The sequence below is a fragment of the Bordetella genomosp. 6 genome (assembly GCF_002119705.1).
Lineage (GTDB): Bacteria > Pseudomonadota > Gammaproteobacteria > Burkholderiales > Burkholderiaceae_B > Bordetella > Bordetella bronchiseptica_F.
This window is the reverse complement of sequence record NZ_CP021107.1, coordinates 234,391-258,570: the sequence shown is the minus strand read 5'-3', so window position 1 is coordinate 258,570 and position 24,180 is coordinate 234,391. Positions and strand designations below refer to the sequence as shown.

23 protein-coding genes are annotated in these 24,180 nt (G+C 68.9%); 16 read left to right on the top strand and 7 right to left on the bottom strand.

Annotated elements, in window-relative coordinates; all coding sequences use genetic code 11:
- The first annotated feature begins 85 nt into the window (after window positions 1-85).
- From selD to CAL11_RS01190, 9 genes are all read left to right on the top strand, one after another.
- Window positions 86-1,120, top strand: a complete 1,035-nt coding sequence (gene selD / locus CAL11_RS01230) for a selenide, water dikinase SelD (RefSeq protein ID WP_086091906.1) — start codon at window positions 86-88, stop codon at window positions 1,118-1,120.
- Window positions 1,120-2,226, top strand: coding sequence for a tRNA 2-selenouridine(34) synthase MnmH (mnmH, locus tag CAL11_RS01225; RefSeq protein ID WP_086091905.1), 1,107 nt, complete (start codon window positions 1,120-1,122; stop codon window positions 2,224-2,226). The genes selD and mnmH overlap by 1 nt, the downstream gene beginning before the upstream one ends.
- 97 nt (window positions 2,227-2,323) lie before the next feature.
- Complete coding sequence (locus CAL11_RS01220) at window positions 2,324-3,223, top strand: helix-turn-helix transcriptional regulator (RefSeq protein WP_157668837.1); 900 nt, start codon at window positions 2,324-2,326, stop codon at window positions 3,221-3,223.
- 126 nt (window positions 3,224-3,349) lie between these two features.
- On the top strand, window positions 3,350-3,619 hold the full coding sequence (locus CAL11_RS01215) for a DUF1427 family protein (RefSeq protein ID WP_086091903.1): 270 nt from the start codon (window positions 3,350-3,352) through the stop codon (window positions 3,617-3,619).
- Between the two features lie 102 nt (window positions 3,620-3,721).
- Window positions 3,722-4,414, top strand: a complete 693-nt coding sequence (locus CAL11_RS01210) for a hydrolase (RefSeq protein WP_086091902.1) — start codon at window positions 3,722-3,724, stop codon at window positions 4,412-4,414.
- A 91-nt stretch (window positions 4,415-4,505) separates the two neighbouring features.
- The gene (locus tag CAL11_RS01205; RefSeq protein ID WP_086091901.1) at window positions 4,506-6,137 is read left to right on the top strand and encodes an MFS transporter; all 1,632 of its coding nucleotides are present in this window, start codon (window positions 4,506-4,508) and stop codon (window positions 6,135-6,137) included.
- Window positions 6,138-6,201: 64 nt separating this feature from the next.
- The gene (locus CAL11_RS01200) at window positions 6,202-8,073 is read left to right on the top strand and encodes an amidohydrolase (protein ID WP_086091900.1); all 1,872 of its coding nucleotides are present in this window, start codon (window positions 6,202-6,204) and stop codon (window positions 8,071-8,073) included.
- A gap of 215 nt (window positions 8,074-8,288) precedes the next feature.
- A complete protein-coding gene (locus CAL11_RS01195; RefSeq protein WP_050458219.1) occupies window positions 8,289-8,726 on the top strand; it encodes a PaaI family thioesterase in 438 nt (145 codons plus the stop codon).
- Complete coding sequence (locus CAL11_RS01190; RefSeq protein WP_086091899.1) at window positions 8,726-9,889, top strand: CaiB/BaiF CoA transferase family protein; 1,164 nt, start codon at window positions 8,726-8,728, stop codon at window positions 9,887-9,889. The genes CAL11_RS01195 and CAL11_RS01190 overlap by 1 nt, the downstream gene beginning before the upstream one ends.
- On the opposite strand, the gene CAL11_RS01185 is transcribed toward CAL11_RS01190, so the two are convergent.
- On the bottom strand, window positions 9,866-10,648 hold the full coding sequence (locus tag CAL11_RS01185) for an IclR family transcriptional regulator (protein ID WP_033467761.1): 783 nt from the start codon (window positions 10,646-10,648) through the stop codon (window positions 9,866-9,868). The genes CAL11_RS01190 and CAL11_RS01185 overlap by 24 nt on opposite strands.
- Window positions 10,649-10,769: 121 nt before the next feature.
- On the opposite strand from CAL11_RS01185, the gene CAL11_RS01180 reads away from it, so the two are divergent.
- Window positions 10,770-11,786 carry an acryloyl-CoA reductase gene (locus tag CAL11_RS01180; RefSeq protein WP_086094489.1) on the top strand — a complete coding sequence of 339 codons (1,017 nt, stop codon included), beginning with the start codon at window positions 10,770-10,772 and terminating at the stop codon, window positions 11,784-11,786.
- Window positions 11,787-11,844: 58 nt separating this feature from the next.
- On the opposite strand, the gene CAL11_RS01175 is transcribed toward CAL11_RS01180, so the two are convergent.
- The 6 genes from CAL11_RS01175 to CAL11_RS01150 all read right to left on the bottom strand — a co-directional run bounded on the left by CAL11_RS01175 (window position 11,845) and on the right by CAL11_RS01150 (window position 17,771).
- On the bottom strand, window positions 11,845-12,897 hold the full coding sequence (locus CAL11_RS01175) for a tripartite tricarboxylate transporter substrate binding protein (protein ID WP_086091898.1): 1,053 nt from the start codon (window positions 12,895-12,897) through the stop codon (window positions 11,845-11,847).
- 58 nt (window positions 12,898-12,955) lie between these two features.
- Window positions 12,956-13,723 carry a glucose 1-dehydrogenase gene (locus tag CAL11_RS01170; protein WP_033467767.1) on the bottom strand — a complete coding sequence of 256 codons (768 nt, stop codon included), beginning with the start codon at window positions 13,721-13,723 and terminating at the stop codon, window positions 12,956-12,958.
- Window positions 13,724-13,743: 20 nt separating this feature from the next.
- Window positions 13,744-14,217, bottom strand: a complete 474-nt coding sequence (locus tag CAL11_RS01165; RefSeq protein WP_176462775.1) for a MaoC family dehydratase — start codon at window positions 14,215-14,217, stop codon at window positions 13,744-13,746.
- A gap of 20 nt (window positions 14,218-14,237) precedes the next feature.
- Window positions 14,238-15,392, bottom strand: a complete 1,155-nt coding sequence (locus CAL11_RS01160; protein WP_086091897.1) for an acyl-CoA dehydrogenase family protein — start codon at window positions 15,390-15,392, stop codon at window positions 14,238-14,240.
- Window positions 15,368-16,630, bottom strand: a complete 1,263-nt coding sequence (locus tag CAL11_RS01155; RefSeq protein ID WP_086091896.1) for a CaiB/BaiF CoA transferase family protein — start codon at window positions 16,628-16,630, stop codon at window positions 15,368-15,370. The genes CAL11_RS01160 and CAL11_RS01155 overlap by 25 nt, the downstream gene beginning before the upstream one ends.
- A 166-nt stretch (window positions 16,631-16,796) precedes the next feature.
- Window positions 16,797-17,771 carry a Bug family tripartite tricarboxylate transporter substrate binding protein gene (locus CAL11_RS01150; RefSeq protein ID WP_086091895.1) on the bottom strand — a complete coding sequence of 325 codons (975 nt, stop codon included), beginning with the start codon at window positions 17,769-17,771 and terminating at the stop codon, window positions 16,797-16,799.
- A gap of 187 nt (window positions 17,772-17,958) precedes the next feature.
- Here CAL11_RS01150 and CAL11_RS01145 point away from each other — a divergent pair, with 187 nt between their 5' ends.
- From CAL11_RS01145 to CAL11_RS01120, 6 genes are all read left to right on the top strand, one after another.
- A complete protein-coding gene (locus CAL11_RS01145; RefSeq protein WP_086091894.1) occupies window positions 17,959-18,729 on the top strand; it encodes an enoyl-CoA hydratase/isomerase family protein in 771 nt (256 codons plus the stop codon).
- 46 nt (window positions 18,730-18,775) lie between these two features.
- On the top strand, window positions 18,776-20,794 hold the full coding sequence (locus CAL11_RS01140) for an NADPH-dependent 2,4-dienoyl-CoA reductase (RefSeq protein WP_086091893.1): 2,019 nt from the start codon (window positions 18,776-18,778) through the stop codon (window positions 20,792-20,794).
- 60 nt (window positions 20,795-20,854) lie between these two features.
- The gene (locus tag CAL11_RS01135) at window positions 20,855-21,664 is read left to right on the top strand and encodes an enoyl-CoA hydratase/isomerase family protein (protein WP_033467785.1); all 810 of its coding nucleotides are present in this window, start codon (window positions 20,855-20,857) and stop codon (window positions 21,662-21,664) included.
- A gap of 87 nt (window positions 21,665-21,751) precedes the next feature.
- Window positions 21,752-22,201 (top strand): MarR family winged helix-turn-helix transcriptional regulator, encoded by a 450-nt coding sequence (locus CAL11_RS01130; protein ID WP_033467788.1) that lies wholly within the window; start codon window positions 21,752-21,754, stop codon window positions 22,199-22,201.
- A gap of 23 nt (window positions 22,202-22,224) precedes the next feature.
- On the top strand, window positions 22,225-22,974 hold the full coding sequence (locus CAL11_RS01125; RefSeq protein ID WP_086091892.1) for an electron transfer flavoprotein subunit beta/FixA family protein: 750 nt from the start codon (window positions 22,225-22,227) through the stop codon (window positions 22,972-22,974).
- A complete protein-coding gene (locus CAL11_RS01120) occupies window positions 22,974-23,903 on the top strand; it encodes an electron transfer flavoprotein subunit alpha/FixB family protein (protein ID WP_086091891.1) in 930 nt (309 codons plus the stop codon). Before CAL11_RS01125 ends, CAL11_RS01120 begins: the two co-directional genes overlap by 1 nt.
- Window positions 23,904-24,180: the final 277 nt, after the last annotated feature.

The window sequence follows — 24,180 nt, the reverse complement described above, 5'->3', positions numbered from 1 at the left end:
GCGGCGCCCGGCCGGGCCCGCCGCGCGGCGGCCTGCGAGGCATGGCTGGATTAGAATCCTCTGGTCCCGCCATTACGGAAGCATCATGAACACTCCGGTCCGCCTCACCCAGTACAGCCACGGCGCCGGCTGCGGCTGCAAGATCTCCCCCAAGGTGCTGGAAATCATCCTGGCCGGCAGCGGCGCGCAGAACCTCGACCCCCGGCTGTGGGTCGGCAACGCCTCGCGCGACGACGCCGCGGTCTATGCCCTGGACGAACAGCGCGGCGTCGTGTCGACCACCGATTTCTTCATGCCCATCGTCGACGATCCGTTCGACTTCGGCCGCATCGCCGCCACCAACGCCATCAGCGACATCTACGCCATGGGCGGCGATCCGCTGCTGGCCATCGCCATCCTGGGCTGGCCGGTCAACGTGCTGCCGCCCGAGGTCGCGCGCGAAGTGGTGCGCGGCGGCCGCGCGGCCTGCGACGAGGCCGGCATCGCCCTGGCCGGCGGGCACTCCATCGACGCTCCCGAGCCGATCTTCGGACTGGCGGTGACCGGCGTCGTGGACAAGGCCCGTCTCAAGCGCAACGACACCGGCACCGCCGGCTGCCGCCTGTACCTGACCAAGCCGCTGGGCATCGGCATCCTGACGACCGCCGAGAAGAAATCGCGCCTGCGTCCCGAGGACGCCAACCTGGCGCGCGACTGGATGTGCACCCTGAACAAGCCCGGCAGCCGCTTCGGCGCCCTGGCCGGCGTCAAGGCCATGACCGACGTCACCGGCTTCGGCCTGCTGGGCCACCTGGTCGAGATGGCCGACGGCAGCGGCGTGAGCGCGCGCATCGAATACGCCAAGGTACCGCGCCTGCCCGGCGTCGAGCACTATCTAGCCGAGGGCTGCGTGCCCGGCGGCACCGGCCGCAACTTCGACAGCTATGGCGCGCGCATCGCACCTCTGCCGCAGGATCGCATCGACCTGCTGTGCGACCCCCAGACCAGCGGCGGCCTGCTGGTGGCGGTAGAGCCGGCCGGCGAAGCCGAGTTCCTGGCGGTCGCGGGCGAGTTGGGCCTGCGCCTGGAACCGATCGGCGAACTGGTCGAGCAGCGCCCTCACGCCGTCGAAGTGCTCTGATGCGCGCGGACACGCGCGATTTCCGCGCGCTCTTCCTGGGCGATACGCCCCTGCTCGACACCCGCGCGCCGGTCGAGTTCGCCAAGGGCGCCTTTCCCGGCGCGGTCAACCTGCCGCTGATGAGCGACGCCGAACGGCACAAGGTCGGGCTCTGCTACAAGCAGCAGGGGCAGGACGCCGCCATCGCGCTGGGCCATCGCCTGGTCAGCGGCGCGGTCAAGGCCGAGCGCGTCGCCGCCTGGGCGGCGTTCGCGCAAGCCCACCCCGACGGCTACCTGTATTGCTTTCGCGGCGGGCTGCGCTCGCAGATCAGCCAGGCCTGGCTCAGGGAAGAAGCCGGCATCGCGTACCCGCGCGTCATCGGCGGCTACAAGGCCATGCGCGGCTTCCTGCTGGAAACCATCGAGCAGGCCATTGCCGAATGCGGCTTCGTGGTGCTGGGCGGCATGACCGGCACCGGCAAGACCGACGTGCTGCGCCAGCTCGACCATGGCCTGGACCTCGAAGCGCACGCCCATCACCGCGGCTCCAGCTTCGGCAAGCACGCCACCGGCCAGCCGGCGCAGATCGACTTCGACAACAGCCTGGCCATCGACATCCTGAAAAAACGCGCCGCCGGCTGCCGGCAGTTCGTGGTGGAGGACGAAAGCCAGGCCATCGGCAGCTGCAGCCTGCCGTTCGGCCTGTACCAGGGCATGCAGCGCTACCCCGTGGTCTGGCTGGAAGACACGCAGCCCGGCCGCGTGCAGCGCATCCTGCGCGACTACGTCATCGACCTGTGCGGCGAGTTCATCGCCCTGCATGGCGAGCAGGACGGCTTCGGCCTGTACGCCGCGCGGCTGCGCCAGAGCCTGGACAACATCGCCCGGCGCCTGGGCGGCGAACGCCACCGGCGGCTGGCCGCGCTCATGGACGAAGCCCTGGCCCGACAGGCCGGCGACGGCAGCGTCGACGCCCACCGCGCCTGGATCGAACCGCTGCTGACCGAGTACTACGATCCCATGTACGCGTACCAGCGCCAGGCCAAGGCGGCGCGCATCATCTTTACCGGCAACCACCAGGAAGTGCTGGACTATCTGCGCGGATCGGGCCATCCGTCCCCATAGCCAGCCGCGCCGCCCAACGCGGCGCCGATCCGTTGCACAATAGCCCTGATACCATGGCCGCGCCGGCCTGGCCGCAATCCGCCCGATGGTGCATGACATGAGCCCTCAAGGCACTTCCATGGCGACGGGACGCGCCGTCGTCGCGCCGTATTGCGTCGGCGCCCTGGATTCGCCCCTGATGAGCGCCGCGCGCTTTACGCGGCGCGGCGACGCGCCCGGCGCGCCGGTGGTGGCGATCCCGCAGGGCGCCGCCTATTCGATCGTCTGCCAGCTGGAGGATTTCGCCTCGCACAAGCTGTGGTGCGACGGCAGGCTGGTGCATACCGGCGGCCACGCCCGCCACGTCATGGCGCTGACCGACCTGCGGCGCCGCTACGCCTGCCAGCACCTTTCGGGCTTCGACAACGTCCGCCTGCGCTTCGGCTGCGACGCCTTCGAACAGCTGGCCGACGAGATGTTCGGCGGCAAGGCCTCGGACCTGCGGCTGGTGCAAGGCGCTGCGGACGCCACGGTCCATGGCCTGGTGCAGGCGCTGCTGCCGTACCTGGCCCGGCACGAACAAGGCGACGAGCTGTTCATCGAACACGTCGCGCTGGCCATGGCGGCGCACATCATGCGCCGCTACGGCAGGCGCGAGGCCGAGCTGGAACGCAGCAGGCCGGCCGGCCCCTGCGTCGAGCGCCAGATGGCCCGCGCCAAGGAATACATGATCGCGTACATGGCGCGCGACTTCACCCTGGCCGATGTGGCCGCGCATTGCGGCATGTCGCGCTCGGTATTCGCGCGCGCGTTCAAGAGCCACACGCGGTCCACCCCGTTCGAATGGATTCGCGCGCAACGCGTGGAGCATGCCAAGCACCTGCTGGCCCGCTCGGACGCGCTCCTGGTGGACATCTCGACCGAATGCGGCTTCTCCGACCAGAGCCACTTCTCGCGCGTCTTCACGCAGCTGGTGGGCGTGGGCCCGCGCGCCTGGCGCGCGCAGGGCGGCAAGTAGCGCCCGCGCTGCAGGCCCGCCGCCCAGGCGGGGACGCGCATACAAATTGGCGGTACTGCCGTTCTATCCCGGCTCCGCGCTCTATCGGAAAGTACGCACTATCCGATTCTGTTGCGGGAGCCCGGTATGTACTTGATCTCACTGGCGGTTGGCATTCTCGTCGGCATCATCTACGGACTGCTCAACGTGCGCTCGCCGGCGCCGCCCGCGATCGCGCTGCTCGGCCTGCTCGGCATGCTGATCGGCGAGCAGGTCGTGCCGCTGACCAAGCGCGTCATCCACGGCGAAGGCATCTCGGTGTCCTGGTTCGCCAGCGAATGCGCGCCCAAGATCACCGGCGTGGCGCCCAAGGACGGCGGCGCCCCCGACAAGGGCGATCCGCCCCCATCAGCCTGACCCCGCCTGCCCCCGTTTCCCCGCCGCGCGGCGGGCCGGCGCGCGCGCCGCGCCCTCCCGCGCACTGCCCCGCTTGCACAACGCCCGACCAAGGAGCTTGCCATGTCCAACGTGAAACTCGAACTGCTGACGCCGCGAAATTCGCAAATCATTTTCATCGACCACCAGCCGCAGATGGCCTTTGGCGTGCAATCGATGGACCGCCAGGCGCTCAAGAACAACACCGTGGCGCTGGCCAAGGCCGCCAAGGCATTCGGCATCCCGGCCGTCATCACCACCGTCGAGACGAACAGTTTCTCGGGCCACACCTATCCCGAGCTGCTGGACGTCTTCCCGGACATGAAGCTGCTCGAGCGCACTTCGATGAACTCGTGGGACGACCAGAAGGTGCGCGATGCGCTCAAGGCCAACGGCCGCCGCAAGGTGGTGGTCTCGGGGCTGTGGACCGAGGTCTGCAACAACAGCTTCGCGCTCGAAGCCATGGACCAGGGCGGCTACGAGATCTACATGGTGGCCGACGCCTCGGGCGGCACCTCGGTGCAGGCGCACGACTACGCCATGCAGCGCATGGTCCAGGCCGGCGTCGTGCCGGTCACCTGGCAGCAGGTCATGCTGGAATGGCAGCGCGACTGGGCGCTGCGCGACACCTACGACGCGGTCATGGACATCGTCAAGGAGCACTCCGGCGCCTATGGCATGGGAGTGGACTATGCCTATACGATGGTGCACAAGGCCGCCGAACGCACCGCCAGCCCGCATCCGGTGCTCGAACCCGTGCCCGCGCAACAGGCCTGACCGCCCCCGCCACATGGCGCCTGCTCCCGACGGGAAGCCGGGCCCGCATGGCGGGCCGGCCGCGCCGGCACGCCACCGACAGGGGACTTTCATGACGGACGCAAGCCAAGCACAGCCGGCGCAGGAGAAGGGGCCTTCGCCGTTCGCCTCCCGATCCTTTACGATCCTGTGGATCGCCACCGTGCTCTCGAACATCGGCACCTGGATGCACGACGTGGGCGCCGGCTGGCTGATGACCTCGCTGTCGCCCTCGCCCATGTTCGTGGCCCTGGTGCAGACGGCGACCACGCTGCCGGTCTTCCTGCTTTCACTGCCGGCCGGCGCGTTGGCCGACATCCTGGATCGCCGGCGCCTGCTGCTGGTGGTGCAGCTGTCGCTGGCCGTGGTCGCCGGCGCGCTGGGCCTGCTGGTGTGGACCGGCCTGGCCACGCCCTGGGCCCTGCTGCTGTTCACCCTGGCCATGGGCACCGGCGCGGCGCTGACGGCCCCCGCCTGGCAGGCCATCGTGCCCAGCCTGGTGCCGCGCGCGGCGCTGCAGCAGGCGGTGGCGGTCAACAGCGTGGGCATCAACATCAGCCGCGCCATCGGTCCGGCGCTGGCTGGCTTCATCATCACTGCGCTCAGCGTGGCCGTGCCTTTCCTGGTCAATGCGCTGAGCTACCTGATCGTGGTCGGCGTGCTGCTGTGGTGGCGGCCGACGGCGGCGGCCGAGCGCCGCCTGCCGCCCGAACAGCTGTGGGGCGCCATGGCCGCGGGCCTGCGCTATGCGCGCCACAGCACGCACCTGAAATCGACGCTGGTGCGCGCGGTGGCGTTCTTCGTGTTCGCCAGCGCCTATTGGTCGCTGCTGCCGCTGATCGCGCGCCGCGTGCTCGGCGGCGACGCCCAGCTGTACGGCATCATCCTGGGCTGCGTCGGCGTGGGCGCGGTGCTCGGGGCGCTCGTCATGCCCAAGCTGCGCAAGTCATGCGGTCCCGACCGTATGGTCATGCTGGGCACCTGCGGCACCGCCCTGACCCTGGCGGTATTCGCCGTGGTGCCGCATCCCGTGGCCGCGGCCGCCATCAGCCTGCTGGGCGGCGCATCGTGGATCGCCGTGCTCACCTCCCTGAACGTCTCGGCCCAGGTCGCCCTGCCGGATTGGGTGCGCGCGCGCGGCCTGTCCATCTTCGTCACGGTGTTCTTCGGCTCGATGAGCGCCGGCAGCCTGATCTGGGGCCAGGCGGCGTCGGCCCTGGGCATCCCGGCCGCCTTGCTGATCGCCGCGGCAGGCGCGCTGCTGGCCATCCCGCTGACCTGGCGCTGGAAACTGCAGACCGGCGGCGCGCTCGACCTGGCCCCCTCCATGCACTGGCCCGCGCCCATGGTCGATCCATCGCTGGACCACGACCGCGGCCCCGTCATGGTCACGGTCGAGTACCGCATCGACCCGGCCCGCGCGGCCGAATTCAACGAGGCCATGCAGGAAGTGGGCCGCGAGCGGCGCCGCGACGGGGCCTATGCCTGGGGCGTATTCGAGGACACCGCCCAGCCCGGGCGTTATCTCGAATACTTCCTGGCCGCATCCTGGCTCGAACACCTGCGCCAGCACGAGCGCGTGACGATCGCCGACCAGGACATGCAGGAACGCGCGCGCCAGTTCCACACCGGCCCGCAGCCACCGGTGGTCGAACACTGGCTGGCCCCCGCCGCGGGCGATCCGTCCCGGCGCGCGGCCTCCTGACAGCGCCCGGCCCGACCGCAATCACCACGCGCCGCGCCACGCGGCGCCAGCAAGGAGCCACACCATGCAGCCAGCACCCGACATGATTCTCCACGGCGGCCGCTTCACCACGCTGGACCCGGGCCGCCCCGAAGCCCAGGCCGTGGCCATCACGCAAGGGATATTCAGCGCCGTGGGCGCGGACCGCGACATCCTGCCCACGGCCGGCGCGGCCACCCGCGTCATCGACCTGGGCGGGCGCCGCGTCGTCCCGGGCCTGATAGACAGCCATACCCACGTCATCCGCGGCGGCCTGAACTACAACATGGAATTGCGCTGGGACGGCGTGCCCAGCCTCGCCGACGCCATGGCGATGCTGGCGCGCCAGGCGCGCGACACGCCGCCGCCGCAATGGGTGCGGGTGGTCGGCGGTTTCACCCGGCACCAGTTCGCCGAAAAGCGATTGCCCACGCTGGACGAAATCAACGCGGCGGCGCCCGATACGCCGGTCTTCATCCTCCACCTCTACGACCGCGCGCTGCTCAATCGCGCCGCCCTGCGCGCCGTGGGATATACCCGCGATACGCCCAACCCGCCCGGCGGCGAGATCCAGCGCGACGGCCAGGGCAACCCGACCGGCCTGCTGATCGCCCAGCCCAACGCCACCATCCTGTACGCAACCCTGGCGCGCGGCCCGAAGCTGGAGCCGGACGTCCAGCTCAATTCCACGCGCCACTTCATGCGCGAACTGAACCGGCTGGGCGTGACCAGCGTCATCGACGCCGGCGGCGGCTTCCAGAACTATCCCGAGGATTACCAGATCATCGAGAAACTGCACGCCGACGGCCAGCTCACGCTGCGCCTGGCGTACAACCTGTTCACCCAGAAACCGAAAGCGGAGCTGGCGGACTTCGAGAGCTGGGGGCATCAGGTGCGGCCCGGCCAGGGCGACGATATGTACCGCCACAACGGCGCGGGCGAGATGCTGGTGTATTCGGCGGCGGACTTCGAGGACTTCCGCCAGCCGCGGCCCGACCTGCCGCCCGGCATGGAGGCCGACCTCGAACCGGTCATCCGGCAGCTGGTATCGCAGCGCTGGCCCTGGCGCCTGCACGCCACCTACGACGAAACCATCTCGCGCGCGCTGGACGTATTCGAGAAGGTCAACGCCGAGCAGCCTTTCGAAGGCCTGCACTGGTTCTTCGACCACGCCGAGACCGTCAGCCCGCGCAACATCGACCGCATCGCCGCCCTGGGCGGCGGCATCGCCGTGCAGCACCGGATGATGTACCAGGCCGAGGACTTCGTCGAACGCTATGGCGCCGGCGCCGCCGAACAGACGCCGCCGGTGTCGCGCATGCTGGCCGCCGGCGTGCCGGTGGGCGCGGGCACCGACGCCACGCGCGTGGCTTCCTACAATCCATGGGTGTCGCTGGGGTGGCTGGTCACCGGCCGCAGCCTGGGCGGCCTGCGCATCTACCCCGCCGCCCAGCGCCAGAGCCGCGAAACCGCGCTGCGCCTGTGGACGCAGGCCAACGCCTGGTTCTCCAACGAAGAGGGCCGCAAAGGCCGGATCGCCGTCGGCCAGCTCGCCGACCTGGCCGCGCTGGACCGCGACTATTTCGCGGTGCCGGAAGACGAGATCACCGCCATCGAAAGCGACCTGACCGTACTGGGCGGAAACATCGTCTGGGGCGCGGGCCCGTTCTCGGGCGACGCGCCGCCGCTGCCGCCGCCCGCCCCCGACTGGTCTCCGGTGCGCAGGTTCGGCGGCTACTTCTCCCGCAAGGCGCACAGCGGCAATGGCTATCTCGCGTCGTCGGCATTGCGGTGCGGCTGCGCCGCGGCATGCGGCGTGCATGGCCACGCCCACCTGGCCGCCGCGGACCGCGCCATGCCGGTCAGCGACGCGCGGGCGTTCTGGGGCGCGCTGGGTTGCGCCTGCTGGGCGGCATAGCAGGCCGCAAGGCCGTGCGCGGCGGCCCCTTGACATTTCTCCCGGCCAAAAGTTAAATTTATGAACATCGTTCATTATCATGAACGATGTTCCTCCGCACGCACGCGTGCGGCCGCCAGCCGGCGGCCGGCCCCGTCGACCCGGCAAATCCCGCGTGGCGCGACCGGTCCCGAACCTGGCGCCCGCCGCGGCACTACACGCTATACGGGATTCCGATGAGCTCCACGGCATTAGACATGGCAAGCCGCTTCGTCAACCGCAGTCCGTTCAACCGCTGGCTGGGCATGTCCGTGCTGGAAGCGGGCGAGCAAGGCATCGTGCTTGGCATCAAGTGGCGCGAGGAGCTGATCTCCAGCCCCGAGATCCGCTCCACCCACGGCGGCATTCTCGCCACGCTGATCGACGCCGCCGGCGACTACGCGGTCGCGCTCAAGACCGGCCACCCCGTGCCCACCATGGACATGCACGTCGACTACCACCGCGTGGCCACGCCCGGCGACTTGCGCGCCGAAGGCCAGGTCATCCACTTCGGCAAGCGTTTCGCCACCGCGCACGCGCGCGTGCTCGACATGGACGGCAACCTCGTCGCCAGCGGACGCGCGCTCTACCTGATACGCGCCCCCCAGCCGGGCGCCGCCCAGGGAGAGGCGTGATGGGTCCGCTGCGAGACGTCAAGATCATCGAACTGGCCGGCATCGGGCCATGCCCGATGGCCGCCATGCTGCTGGCCGACCTGGGCGCGACGGTGCTGCGCATCGACCGGCCGGAGCCCGCCTCGCTCGGCATCGAGCGGCCGCTCAAGTTCAACCTGCTGCTGCGCAACCGCAAGGCCGTCGCGCTGGATCTCAAGCAGCCGGCGGCGCGCGACTTCGTCCTGCGCCTGGTCGAAGGCTCCGACGCCCTGCTCGAAGGCTTTCGTCCCGGGGTGACCGAGCGCCTGGGGCTGGGCCCGCAAAACTGCCTGCAACGCAATCCGCGCCTGGTGTACGGCCGCATGACCGGCTGGGGCCAGACCGGACCGCTGGCCCAGGTGGCCGGCCACGACCTCAACTACATCGGCCTGACCGGCGTGCTGCACGCCATCGGCCGCGCGGGGCAGCCGCCCACGCCGCCGCTGAACGTGGTCGGCGACTTCGGCGGCGGCGCGCTGTATCTCGCGCTGGGCGTGCTGGCGGGCATCATCGAGGCGCGCCAATCGGGCCAGGGGCAAGTGGTCGACGCCGCCATCGTCGACGGCGCCGCCTCGCTGGCGACGGCGCTGTTCGGCCTGCAGGCCGCCGGCCTGTGGAACAGCGAACGCGGCGCCAATCTGCTGGACTCCGGCGCCTATTTCTACGACGTCTACGAATGCGCGGACGGCCGATGGGTGTCGGTCGCGCCGCTGGAACGCAAGTTCCACGACAAGCTGCTCGAACTGATGGAGATCGATCGCGAATGGCTGGGCCGCCAGGCCGACCGCGAAGGCTGGCCGCGCGCACGGGCCATCCTGGCCGAGCGGTTCAAGTCCCGCACCCAGGCGCAATGGTGCGAATTGCTGGGCACGGCCGACGTCTGCGTGGCGCCGGTGCTGCCGCTGGACCAGGTCGCCGGGCATCCGCATATCCGCGAGCGCGAAGTCCTGGTGGACATCGACGGCGTCATGCAGCCGGCGCCGGCGCCGCGCTTCTCGCGCACGGTGCCTGCCCGGCCCACCCCGCCCGAGGCCGCCGGCCCCGCCACCGACGCGGCGGCGCTGGCGCCGTGGCTGGCGCCGGCGGAGCAGGCGCAATGGCGCGAACGGCTGGCCGGCGCGTCAGCCGCCGGGCATGTGGCGTAGCGTGGCCGAGGCCTCGCCCGCCACTTCCAGCAGCAGGCTGCGCAATGCGGGCAGCGACTGCACGAACCGGTCGCTGGGCGCGGCGATCATGAAGGCGTAGCTGGCCGTGCCGTCCGCCTTGACGACCGGCGCGGCAATGCCCGACGCCCCCGCCACGGCCTCGCCGATGCTCACGGCCACGCCGGCCTCGCGGATCTCCTGCAACTGGGCCTCGAAAGCCGCCCTGTCCGGCAGCGGCTTGCTGGTCATCGGCTTGAGCTTTACCGTCTTGAGGTACTTCTTCTGCCAGGCCAGGTCCTGGAAGGCGAACAGCACCTTGCCGGCGGCCGATACATGCAGCGGACGCTGCGTGCCGATGGGCACCGAATACCGGATGGCCTGCCTGCTGTCGATGCCATCCACATAGGTGACGGTCTTGGCTTCCTTGTCGATCAGCGCCAGGAACACGCTTTCCTCGCAACGCGCCGCCAGCTGCTCGATGTACGGACGCAGGATGCGCGTAATGCCGGCGCTGGCCAGGACTTCGGCCGACAGCTTGAAAATGGAGGGCCCGAGCTCATAGCGCCCGGACGCATGCACCAGGTACTTGTGCGCCGCCAGCGGCCGCAACAGCAGCAACAGGCTGCTCTTGGGCGCTTCGAGCGCGGCGCTCAGCTCGGCCAGCGTCACCCCGCCGGCCCGATGGGCCAGCACTTCGAAGATACCAAGGATGCGCAGCAGGGAGCGGGGCTCGGAAGTGACGATCGAAGGGGGTTTCATGGATGAGGATCAGGCGGAAAAGTGCCGATGCATTGCGTTCATATTCATGAATGATACCCGCAAACAGGACACGGTTTGAGAGGAATACCGGATGGAACACGACAACGGAAAGGAGCAGACCATGCATTCGACAGACCACGGCGGCATGCCCGCGGACGGCGCGTTCGACGCGTTCCAGGTGCGCCGCGACGCGCACATCAGCGCGGGCCTGGCGCGCCTGAAACTGGACGACCTGTCGCCCGGCGACCTGGTCATCCGCACGGCCTACGCCGGCATCAACTACAAGGACGCGCTGGCCACCACCGATTACGGCAAGGTCGTCCGCAAGTTCCCGCGCGTGATCGGCAGCGACGCCTCCGGATGGGTGGCGGCCTCGCGCGACCCCGCGTTTCGCGAGGGCGACGAGGTCGCCATCCTGGGCGGCGGCTTCGGCGTCGATCATGACGGCGGTTTCTCGCAATACCTGCGCGTGCCGGCCGGCTGGGCGATCCGCCTGCCGGCCGGCATGACGCTGCGCGACGCGGCCGCGCTGGGCATTGCCGGCTACACCGCCGCGCTTGCGGTGCATCTGCTGCAGGAAGCGGGGTGCCGGCCCGGACACGGCGAGGTACTGGTCAACGGCGCGACCGGCGCCGTCTCCAGCATGGGTATCGAAATGCTGTCGGGCCTGGGGCATGCTGTCACCGCGGTCAGCGCCAAGGCGGACCAGCACGCCTACCTGCGCGCCGTGGGAGCCGGCGCCATCCTCGCCCCCGCCGACCTGGCGGACAACGGCAAGCCCCTGGAGCCGGCCCGCTGGGCGGCGGCGCTCGACGCCCTGGGCGGCCAGCACCTGGACCTGATACTGCGCTCGCTCATGCCCAGGGGCTGCGTGGCCAGCTACGGCAACGTGACGGGCAACGCGCTGGCCACCAGCGTGCTGCCGTTCATCCTGCGCGGCGTGCGCCTGATCGGCGTGAACCTGAGCTACTACATCGACCAGGAAACCGCGCTCTGGCAGCGGCTGGCCGGCGACCTCAGGCCGCGCCACGCGCTCGAACAGGTGCGCGCCATCAGGCTGGAGGAGGTGGCCGGCCAGCTGCGGCGCATGCTCGACGGCCAGACGACGGGCCGCACCGTGGTGGACCTGTCGGCCTGAAACGGCGCGGGCCGCGCCCGTGGCGCGGCCCGCGGCAAAGCGCACCGGCGGCCCCGCGTCAATCCAGCGTCAGCCCGGATCCCTTGATGACCTTGGCCAGCCCGTCGATTTCCTTGCGCAGGAATACGTCGTACTCCTGCGGCGTCGAAGGCGTGGCCTGGGCGCTCTGGTTGGCGAAGAACGCCAGCACGTCCTGGTCGGCCAGCGCCTTGCCGACCGCGCCGTTGAGCTTGGCGATCACCTCGGCGGGCGCGCCCGCCGGCGCCATCAACCCCGACCAGGCCGCCAGTTCCAGCCCCGGGGCCACGGTCGCGTCCAGCGTCGGCACGCCCGGCAGGGTTTCCAGCGGCTCCTTGGTGGCCACCGCCAGCGCCTTCAGGCGGCCCGACTTGACCGCCGGGATGGCGCCCGCCGAGGTGGCGAAGTAATAATCCACCATGCCGGCCATCAGGTCCACCAGCGCGGGCGCCTCGCCCTTGTACGGAATGTGCGTGCCCTTGATGCCGACCGCGTCCTCGAACGACAGCGATGCCAGGTGGGTGACGTTGCCGTTGCCCGCCGAGGCGTAGTTCAGCCTGCCCGGATTGGCCTTGGCGTACGCCACCAGTTCCTCGACGCTCTTGAACTGCGACTTGGTCGGCACCACCAGCACGATGGGCAGGCTCGCCGTGAGCGCAACCGGCGTCAGGTCGCGGGTCACGTCGTAGGACAGGCGCTTGCTGTAGAGCGCCGGACTCGATGCGATCGACGAGGTGTTGTAGAGCAGCGTATACCCGTCGTTGGCCGCGCGGCTGACTTCCTCGGCGGCGATGTTGCCATTGGCGCCCGGCTTGTTGTCGATCAGCACGTTGGCGCCCAGCGTGCTGGCCATGTGCTTGGCAAGCGTGCGCGCGATGGCGTCGGTGCCGCCGCCGGCCGAAAACCCGAGGACGATCTTGACCGGCTTGGACGGATAGCCGTCCGATGCCGCGCTGGCCGGCGCCGCGCCGCCGGCCAGGACGGCCAGCATCGCGGCCGCGGCGACGGCGCCCGCCAGGCTGACGAAACCGCGGCGCCCGCCGCGCGCCGTGGACGCAATATCCCCCATGCAAGACTGCTTGCACTGAACCATGTCTATCTCCTGTTTGCTTGGATGACGGGCGCCGCGCGCCCTGTTGTACCGGCGGGATCTAGCCCGCCATGGTCAAGCCGCCCGATACCGACAGCACCTGGCCGGTGATGAAATCCGCGTCTTCGGAAGCCAGGAAGCACACGGCGCCGACCACGTCCTGGGGCTGGCCCAGGCGGCCGAACGGAATGGCCTTCTCCAGCGCGTTGCGCAGCTTGGCGCCGCTCTCGCCTTCGCCGGCGAAATCCCGGAACAGCGGCGTGTCGGTCGGGCCGGGGCAGACCACGTTGACGTTGATGTGCTTGCGCGCCACTTCGCGGGCGATCGTCTTGGTGAACGCGATGATCCCGCCCTTGCACGCCGAGTAGACCGACTCGCCCGACGAGCCGACCCGCCCCGCGTCGGAAGACACGTTGACGATGCTGCCCTTGCCGCGCGCCACCATGCCCTTGAGCACCGCGTGGTGCAGGTTGATCGGCCCCTTCAGGTTGATGTTGACGATCTTGTCCCACAACGGCGGCTCGGTATCGAGAAACCGCGCGGCGTGGTCCCAGCCGGCGTTGTTGACCAGCACATCGACCGGGCCCAGCTCGCTTTCCACCCGGGCCACCGCGGCCGCGACGGCCGGGTAGTCGGTGATGTCCACGCCATAGGAGGCGGCCACGCCGCCTTCGGCCTGGATCCTCCCGGCGACCTGGCCGGCGCCCTCGGCGTTCAAGTCGAGGATCGCGACCTTGGCCCCTTCCTGCGCGAAGCGCTCGCACAGCGCCGCCCCGATGCCGCCGCAGCCGCCGGTGACGATCACGACTTTCTCTTTCAATCCTTTCATTGCCTGTCTCCTGTTGCGGCCTAGCCGCGGCACTTGATCATGCGCAGCGGCGTGTACGTCATCACCACGGTGCCGTCCTGCTTGACCACTTTGTTGAAGGTGCGCACCAGACCCCGGCCCGGCCGGCTGTTGGACAGGCGCGCCTCGATGACTTCGCATTCGACGTGGATGGTGTCGCCGACGAAGGCCGGCCCCTTGATGTCCAGCTCCATGTTGAGAAAGGCGTAGCCGGTCTTCTGCATGGTGGACTGCGTCAGCAGCCCTTCGGAGATTCCGTAGACGAACGAGCCTGGCGCGAAACGCCCCTTGATGTCGGATTCGTTCTTGACGAATTCCATGTCGGTGAACAGCACCTCGGTCATGTGGATGCAGTTGATGAAGGCGCATACATCGGCGTCCTGGATGGTGCGCCCCAGCGTCTTGAACTTGCGTCCCACCGGCAGGTCCTCGAAATACATCCCCAGGCCTACGGTTTCGATTTCATCGTGATTCATGGCGGTCTCCTTATGAATGGTCACTTCCGGTTCGGACGGCCGAGCAGGCTGTTCGAGATGATGTTGCGCTGGATCTGGTTGGTGCCCTCGATGATCTGCAGCACCTTGGCGTCGCGGAAATAGCGGTTGATCGGATACTCCGACGAGATGCCCGCCGCGCCGAACAGCTGCACGGCGTCGGTGGCGACTTTCATGGCGGTATCGCTGGCGAAGCACTTCGCCATGGCGGCCACCGGCGCCAGCGCGGCCGCCGGCGCCCCGCTGTCGACCAGCGAAGCGGCGCGGTAGACGAGGTGGCGCGCCGCCTCGGTCTGCATCGCCATATCGGCCAGCATCCAGCGCACCCCCTGGAAGTCGCTGACCTGCTGGCCGAACGCCGCGCGGCTGGTGACGAACTCGATGGCATGGTCCAGCGCGCCCTGCGCCAGCCCGACGCCGCGCGCCCCGATCAGCGGACGGCTGGCGTTGAAGGCTTCCATGACAGCCTTGAAACCGCCGCCCAGCATGTTGGCCTCGGGCACGAAGACGTTGTCGAAGAACAGCGGGCAGGACGGCACGCCGCGCGCGCCCATTTTTTCTTCCTTGCGGCCCACCTGCAGGCCCGGCGCGCCCCGTTCGACGATGAACAGGCTGATGCCGTCCTTGTCGTGCTCGCGGTACTTGGCCGCGACCAGGATGAAGTCGGCGATGTCCGAATTGGTGCACCAGATCTTGGCGCCGTTCAGGATGAAGCCGCCGTCGGCTTTCTCGGCCCGCGTCTTGATGCCGCTGACGTCCGAGCCGCTTTGCGCCTCGGTGGTGGAGAAGGCGCCGCGCAGGTCGCCGCTGGCCAGCCCCGGCAGCAGGCGCGCCTTCTGCTCCTCGGTGCCGCCGTGCAGGACGGCGCCGAACGGCACCCACTGCACCAGCAGCAGGTACGCGGTGTTGTAGCAGACGCGGCCGAATTCCTCGATGGCCAGGCATGCCGACAGCATGCTGCCGGCGCCGCCGTAGCGCTCGGGAAACGGCAGCGTGAACAGGCCCAGCTCCTTGAGCAGCGCGAACATGTCGTGCGGATACTCGGCCGTGCTGTCGATGTCGTTGGCGCGCGGGGCGACCCGTTCGCGCGCGACGCGCCGGATCAGGTCCTGGATCTGCTTCTGGTCGTCGTTCAGTGCGTACTGGCTGTCTTGCATGGATGATTCCTGGTCTCGATGATTCTTGCCGCTTCCAGCGCTTCGATGTCGGCGCCGGACTTGTTCAGCAGCGACGCCAGCACTTCGGCGGTGTGCTGGCCGCGCAGCGGAGGCGGATAGCGGTACTGGACCGGCGTGCCGGACAGGCGGATGGGGTTGGCCACCATGCCGACCGTCGTGCCGCCGGGATGCGCCATGTCCACGCGCATGCCGCGGTGGACCACCTGCGGATGCTCGAAGACCTGCGCGTAGTTGTTGATCGAGCCGTTGGGCACTTCCGAATTGGCCAGCAGGTCCAGCCAATGCCGCGACGGCTGGGTACGGAAGCGCGCCTCCAGCGCCTCGACCAGCGCGGCGCGGTTCACGTTGCGGCCCGGCATGTCGGCAAAACGCGAATCGCCGGCCAGCTCGGGGCAGCCGATCAACTCGCACAGCCGGCGGAATTGCCCGTCGTTGCCGCAGCCGATGATGATGTGGCCGTCGGCGGTCGGGAAGGTCTGGTACGGAGCCAGGTTCGGATGCTCGTTGCCCCAGCGGCGCGGCAGTACGCCGCTGGCGAAATAGCTGGCGATCTGGTTGGCGCCGAAATTGACCACGGTATCGAGCAGCGCCACGTCGATATGCTGGCCGACGCCGCTGGCATGGCGGCTTTCGATGGCCGACAGGATGCCGATGGTGGCGTTCAGGCCGGTCAGCACGTCGGCCACCGCGATGGCCGATTTCATCGGCCCGCCGCCCGGCTTGTCGTCGCGCTCGCCGGTAATGCTCATCAGCCCGCCCTCGCCCTGGAAGATGAAGTCGTAGCCGGGCAGGTGCGCATAGGGGCCATCCTGCCCGTAGCCGGTGATCGAGCAATAGACCAGGCGCGGGTTGAGCTCGCGCAGATCGGCGTACGACAGGCCGTAGCGCGCCAGGTCGCCCACCTTGTAGTTCTCCACCAGCACGTCGCACTGCTGCGCCAGTTCGCGCACCAGCGCCTGGCCCTGCGGCGTGGCGATATCGATGGCGATGGACCGCTTGTTGCGATTGGCCGAGGTGAAGTAGGCCGAATCGCCGACGCGCTCGCCGTCGTCGTTCTCGATCCACGGCGGCCCCCAGTGGCGGGTATCGTCGCCCAGCACCGGCCGCTCGACCTTGATCACGTCCGCGCCCAGGTCAGCCAGCATTTGCGTACACCACGGGCCCGCCAGCACCCGTGTCAGGTCCAGCACGCGCACATGGGAAAGAGATCCGGACATAGATCCTGCCTTCGTTGAAATGTCGTTCATATTTACGAACAGTGTTTACCATTCTATATAACGGCGCCGGCGCACACAACGGATTTCTGTGCTTTTTTTGCCCAAATACATCATGATGTTGACATATTTGGGCACACGTCGGCGTCGAATCCCCGGCCTTGCCGCCTCAGTCCAGCTTGATCCCCGAGGTCTGCACCACCTTGCGCCAGCGTTCGATCTCGGCGTGCAGGAACGCCTGGAAATCGCCTGGCGAGGTGGCCTTGGGCACCGCTCCCTGGGCGGCCAGCTGGGCCACCACCTTGGGGTCGTTGAGGGCTTGCACGTAGGCGTCGTTGATCCGGGCGATCACCGCGGGCGGCGTCCCGGCCGGCGCCATCAATGCCTGCCACGCGCCCATCTGGAAACCGGGCAGGATCACCTCGGAGGCCGTCGGCACATCTGGCAGCAGCGGCGAGCGCTGCGCGCCCGTCACCGCCAACGCCACGACGCGCCCGTCGCGCACATAGGGATAGGCCGAATTGATGGGATCGGCGAACAGGTCCAGCCGGCCCGCGATGAAATCGGGAAAGGCGCCGGCGCCGCCCTTGTAGGGAATGTGGGTGGCTTCGATCCCGGCGGCCTGCAGCAGCACGAACATCGCCAGGTGCGTCAGGTTGCCCGTGCCGGACGAGCCATAGTTCAGCTTGCCGGGGTGCCGGGCGGCGTAGTCCTTGAGCTGCCGCACGTCGGTCACCCCCAGCGGCTTGCTGGCCATTACCAGCAGCGGCTGGTCGATCAGCAGGGAAACGGGGGCCAGGTCCTGGTCCAGCCGGTAGGAGACTTTCTGGCCGAAGGCGGCGGTGAAACCCAGCGCCGACGTACTGTGCAGCAGGGTGTAGCCGTCGGGCGTGGCCTGGGCCACCGCCTCGGCGCCGATATTGCCGTTGGCGCCGGGGCGGTTCTCCACCACCACCGGCACTCCGAGCTGGCCGGATACCCGGCTGGCCAGCAGGCGCGCCACCTGGTCGGTGGCGCCGCCGGGGGCAAACGGCACGATGACGCGGATGGGTTTGGCCGGGAACGTGTCCTGGGCGGCGCTCAGGGCGGGGGCTAGCATCAGCCCGCCGATCAATGCGGCGGCAAGCAGGCGCGGCAGCTTCATGATGGTCTCCTCGATAAGTGTTTGTGGTCGGCCCGGCGGCTCGATCCGCCATCGCCAAATCGTTTATTTATATGAACGATGTTCATTATTATATGTTCCGGTTTGCGGCGAGGACAAACTTTCCGCTTTACAAGCGTCGCCTTATTGCATCATGATGTTGATATAAATCCCGAACCCGGAGACAAGCATGACTGTGCTCACGACCTTCCGCGACCAGCTCGCGGTCATCGAACTGAACCGGCCCCAGGCCATGAATGCCCTGAACGAGCAGATGCTGGCCGACCTGAATGCGGCGCTCGACCGGATCGAAGCGTCGGACTGCCGGGGCATGGTCTTCACCGGCGCCGGCGACAAGGCGTTCTGCGCCGGCGCCGACATCACCCAGCTGCAGGCCCGCTCGCCCGCGCAACATCGCGCCAATGTCAGGCTGGCCCAGTCCACCTTCGACCGCATCGAGCAATCGCCCCTGCCCAGCGTGGCGGTCGTGCACGGCTTTGCTTTCGGCGGCGGGCTGGAGCTGGCGCTTGCCTGCACCTTCCGGATCGCCCCGGCCAAGGCCAGGATGGGCCTGCCCGAACTCAAGCTGGGCCTGATTCCCGGCTATGGCGGCACGCAGCGCCTGCCACGCCTGGTCGGTCCGTCGCGCGCCGCCGAGCTCATCCTGTCCGGCGGCGTCGTGAACGCCGAAGAGGCATTGCGCATCGGCCTGCTCAACCGCATCGTCGACGCAGGCGCGCCAGCCGACCTGGGATGCGCCTACATGGCGCCGTTCACCGCGCACGGCAAGGTGGCCATGGCCATGGCGCGCGAAGCCATCCGCCGCGGCCTGGACGGCACGCTGCAGGCCGGGCTGGCCATCGAGGCCGACCTGTTCACGCTGTGCGCCCGGTCGCAGGATGCCGCCGAGGGCATGGCGGCCTTCCTGGAAAAGCGGCCGGCCGTGTTCACCGACCGCTGACCCGCGCGCCGCGCACTCCACCGTCCTCCATGATCCGGGAGTCTCCATGCACCCCTACGGGAATCTGCTCCAACCCTACGACTTCGGCTTTCTGGCGCTGCGCAACCGCATGGTCATGGGCGCCATGCATACCCGCATCGAGACGCTGGACCAGCCTGTGGAGCGGCTGGCGCAATTCTTCCGCGAACGCGCCCGGGGCGAAGTCGGCCTGATCCTCACCGGCGGCGTCGCGCCCGACCAGGCCGGCCGCATGGAACATGACGCACCCGTCCTGGAGCATGCCGGACAGCTGGCGCCGCACCAGGCCATCACCCGGGCGGTGCACGAAGAAGGCGGCCGCATCGTGCTGCAGATCCTGCACGCGGGACGCTACGCCAAGCACCCGCTGTGCGTGGGCCCCACGGCGCAGCGCGCGCCGATCAACCCCCATGTGCCGCGCGCCATGACGCCCGCGGACATCGCGCGCACGGTCCTGGCCATCGCCCATACCGCCAGCCTGGCCCGCCAGGCCGGCTACGACGGCGTCGAGATCATGGGCTCGGAGGGCTATCTGCTCAATGAGTTCGCCAGCCCGCGCACCAATACCCGCGACGACGAATATGGCGGCGGTTTCGACAACCGCATCCGCCTGCCGATCGAAACCGTGCAGGCCGTGCGCGCCGCCGCCGGCCCGGATTTCCTGCTGATCTACCGCATCTCGGCCATCGACCTGGTCGAGGACGGAATGACCGGCGCCGAAAGCGCGCAACTGGCGCGGCGCCTGCAGGAAGCCGGGGTCGACATGCTCAATACCGGCATCGGCTGGCACGAATCGACCATCCCCACCATCGCCGCGTCCGTACCGCGGGCGGGCTGGGAATTCGCCGTGCGCAACATCAAGGACGCGGTGTCCATCCCGGTCATCGCATCCAACCGCATCAATACGCCCGAGGTGGGCGAACGCCTGCTGGCCGACGGCGCGGCCGACTTCGTCTCGATGGCCCGCCCCCTGCTGGCCGATCCCGAGTTCGCCGCCAAGACCCGCCTGGGCCAGCCCGAACGGATCAACCGCTGCATCGCCTGCAACCAAGCCTGCCTGGACCGCATCTTCACCGAGCGCACGGCATCGTGCCTGGTCAACCCGCGCGCGGGCCGCGAACTGGACTACCCGCGCGGCCGCGCCGCCACGCCCCGGCGCATCGCGGTGGCCGGCGGCGGCGCGGCCGGCATGGCATTCGCCGTCTACGCCGCCGAACGCGGCCACGCAGTCACGCTGTACGAAGCCGCCGACGCCTTGGGCGGCCTGCTGAACCTGGCGCGCCGCATCCCCGGCAAGAGCGAGTTCGACGAGATGCTGCGGTATTTCCGCGGCCGCCTGGCCGAGCTGGACATCGCGGTGCGGCTGGGCACGCGCGTCACCGCGGACCAGCTGCGCCAGGAGCAGTACGAAGCCGTGGTGGTGGCCACCGGCGTAACGCCGCGCCTGCCCGACATCGACGGCCTGGACCACCCCAAGGTCGCCTTCTATGACGAAGTGCTGTCGGGCCGGCGCAGGATCGGCCAGCGCGTGGCCATCATCGGGACCGGCGGCATCGCCTTCGACACCGCCGAATTCCTGCTGGGCGACCCCGCCGAATCGCAATCGCCCGAGCGCTTCCAGCGCCACTGGGGCATCGATCCGTCGCTGCGCCAGCCGGGCGGCCTGGCCGATCCCGCCGCGCCCCCGCCGCGCCGCCTCATCCACATGCTGCAACGCAGCCACGACAAGCCCGGCGCGCGCCTGGGCAAGAGCACCGGCTGGATACTCAAGAGCCGCCTGCGCCGCGCCGGAGTGCGGACGATCACGGGCGTCGCCTACCACGGCGTCAGCGACGCGGGCCTGGCGTATTCCTGTGACGGCGTCGCGCACGTGCTGCCGGTGGACGACGTCATCGTCTGCGCCGGCCAGCTCGTGCTGGACGAACTCAGCCAGGCCCTGGCCGGCTCGGGCATGCGCGTGGCCGCCATCGGCGGCGCCCGCAACGCCGCCGAGCTGGACGCCGCGCGCGCCATCGAGGAGGCCCTGCAGCTGGCCCACGCATTCTGAATCCCCGCATTGCGCCGGGAAACCGGCATCTCTCCAACTCTGACACGGGAAACCCGAACCATGACCGACCGCTACGCCTCCTATACCCGCCTGAAGTTCGACCGGCCGCATCCCCGCGTGCTGCGCATCACCCTGGCCTCGCCGCTCAAGATGGGCGCCATGGACGCCGCCATGCACCGCGAAGTATCCGAGATCTGGAAAGACGTAGACGCCGACCCGAGCGTCTCGGCCATCATCCTGACCGGCGAGGGCCGCACCTTCTCGGCCGGCGGCGACCTCAACCACGAGCGCAAGGGGGCCGACGACTACGACACGCGCATGCAGACCATGAAGGAAGCGCGCGACATCGTGTACGGCATGATCAACTGCTCCAAGCCCATCGTCAGCGCCGCGCGCGGCTGGGCGGTCGGCGCCGGCCTGGCCTGCGTGGTCCTGGCCGATATCTCCATCGCCTCCAGGGACGCGCGCTTCTCCGACGGCCACATGAAGATCGGCGTGGCGGCGGGCGACCACGCCACCATCATCTGGCCCCTGTTGTGCGGCATGGCCAAGGCCAAATACTATCTGCTGACCGCCGACAGCTTCACCGGCGAAGAAGCCGAGCGCATGAACCTCATCTCGCTGGCGCTGGACGACGCCGAAGTGGAAGGCAAGGCCGTCGAACTGGCGTCGCGGCTGGCCGATGGCGCGCCCGGCGCCATCCGCTGGACCAAGCACGCGCTGAACAACTGGCTGCGCCAGGCCGGCCCGATCTTCGACGCCTCGCTGGCGATGGAATTCATCGGCATGGCCAGCCCCGAAGGCAAGGAAGGCATGGACGCATTCCTGCAGAAGCGTCCGGCGCGCTTCCCCGCCGATACGCCGTTCTGAAACCCTTCCACCCAGTGCTGGGGGTCCCGGACCAGCCCGATCGGGTAATCTCGGGACCATTCATCCGTAGCAAGAGGCGACGACATCGTGGCTAGGAAATCTGGCGCCGAGATCCACAATCGGTTGTTCTTCCGGCTGTTCCAGCTGGGCAACTCCCTGCAGCGGCAGGCGGGCAAGGAGCTGGGCATCAGCACCGTGCAATGGGCGGTGCTGGGCGCGCTCACCCGGCCCCAGGCGGCCAGCGGCATGACCTTCGGCGAACTGGCCGACTACCTGGTGGTCAGCCGGCAAAGCCTGGACGGCGTGCTCAAGCGGCTCGAGCGCGAAGGCCATGTGCGGCGCGTGCCGGACCCGAACGACCGGCGCGCGCGCGTGGTCATCCTGCTGCCGGCCGGCCAACGCTTCTGGGATGAAATCCAGCCCAATATCTACGAGTTCTACAGACAGGCCATGAAGAGCTTTCACTTCGACGACAGCGTGACCTTCGTGCATTTCCTCAATCGCCTGCAGCACGATATCGCCGAAGTGCGGCTCTGAGGCCCATCCATTACGGGAATCCCATGAAAATACTGGTACCAGTCAAGCGCGTGGTCGACTACAACGTCAAGGTGCGCGTCAAATCGGATCAAACGGGGGTGGATATCGCCAACGTGAAGATGTCCATGAACCCGTTCGACGAGATAGCGGTCGAGGAGGCCACGCGGCTCAAGGAGAAGGGCGCGGTGTCGGAGGTGGTGGCGGTTTCTTGCGGCGTTGCACAATGCCAGGAGACGCTGCGCACGGCGATGGCGATCGGGGCGGACCGCGGGGTGCTGGTGCAGACCGACGCGGAGCTGCAGCCGCTGGCGGTGGCCAAGCTGCTCAAGGCGCTGGTGGACAAGGAGCAGCCGCAGCTGGTGATCCTGGGCAAGCAGGCGATCGACGACGACGCGAACCAGACGGGGCAGATGCTGGCGGCGCTGCTGGATTGGCCGCAGGCGACGTTTGCGAGCAAGGTGGAGCTGGGCGATGGGCAGGCGACGGTGACGCGCGAGGTCGATGGGGGGCTGGAGACGCTGTCGCTGAATCTGCCGGCGATCGTGACCACGGACCTGCGCTTGAACGAGCCGCGCTACGTGACGCTGCCCAACATCATGAAGGCCAAGAAGAAGCCGCTGGAGACGGTGAGCCCGCAGGACCTGGGGGTGGATGCGGCGCCGCGGCTGAAGACGCTGAAGGTGAGCGAGCCGCCGGCGCGCCAGGCCGGCATCAAGGTGCCTGACGTGGCCACGCTGGTGGACAAACTGAAGAACGAAGCGAAGGTGGTGTGATGACGACGCTGGTAATTGCCGAACACGATAACGCGCAGTTGAAGGGCGCGACGCTGAACACGATCGCCGCGGCGTCCAGGCTGGGTGGCGAGGTGCACGTGCTGGTGGCGGGCTCGGGCGCGCAGGCGGTGGCCGAGCAGGCCGGGCAGGCGGCCGGGGTGTCCAAGGTGCTGCTGGCCGATGCGCCGCAGCTGGCCGAAGGGCTGGCCGAGAACCTGGCCGCGCAGGTGCTGGCGGTGGCCGGCGGGTACAGCCACATTCTGTTCGCGGCCACGGCCTCGGGCAAGAACGTGGCGCCGCGGGTGGCGGCCAAGCTGGATGTGGCGCAGATCTCGGACATCATCGGGGTGGAGTCGGCCGATACGTTCCAGCGGCCGATCTACGCGGGCAACGCGATCGCCACGGTGCAGTCGGGCGATGCGGTCAAGGTGATCACGGTGCGCACGACGGGCTTTGACGCGGTGGCCGCGCAGGGCGGGTCGGCGGCGGTCGAGGCGCTGGAGGCGGTGGCCGATTCGGGGCTGTCGCGCTTTGTGGGCCGGGAGGTGGCCAAGAGCGACCGTCCGGAGCTGGCCGGCGCGCGGGTGGTGGTCTCGGGCGGTCGCGGGCTGGGCAGCGCGGAGAACTTCAAGATCCTGGATCCGCTGGCCGACAAGCTGGGCGCGGCGCTGGGGGCTTCGCGCGCGGCGGTGGACGCCGGCTACGCGCCCAACGACTGGCAGGTGGGGCAGACGGGCAAGATCGTCGCGCCGCAGCTGTACGTGGCGGTGGGCATCTCCGGGGCGATCCAGCACCTGGCGGGCATGAAGGACTCCAAGGTCATCGTGGCCATCAACAAGGATCCGGAGGCGCCGATCTTCGGCGTGGCCGACTACGGCCTGGTGGGCGACCTGTTCCAGCTCGTGCCCGAGCTGACCGGCGCGCTCTGAGCGCTGCCGCGCACAGGAAAGCCGCGGGCCGACGCCCGCGGTTTTTTTTCGTCCAGGCACGGCGTGCGGCTGTCGGCAGGGACGCTTGCGTGGTTACATCTGCCGCCGCCACAACTCTCCGCCAATCACCCTCGAATCCCGGCCAACTGCCGGGATCAAGACGCATTCCTGTTGTATTCATGCCGCAACACGAGCGCCTTCTCCTCAAAAACTGAACATTTCCTGAATTAATTCTGACAACTGGTTGAATAACAGAATAAGAATGAATAGCATTGGC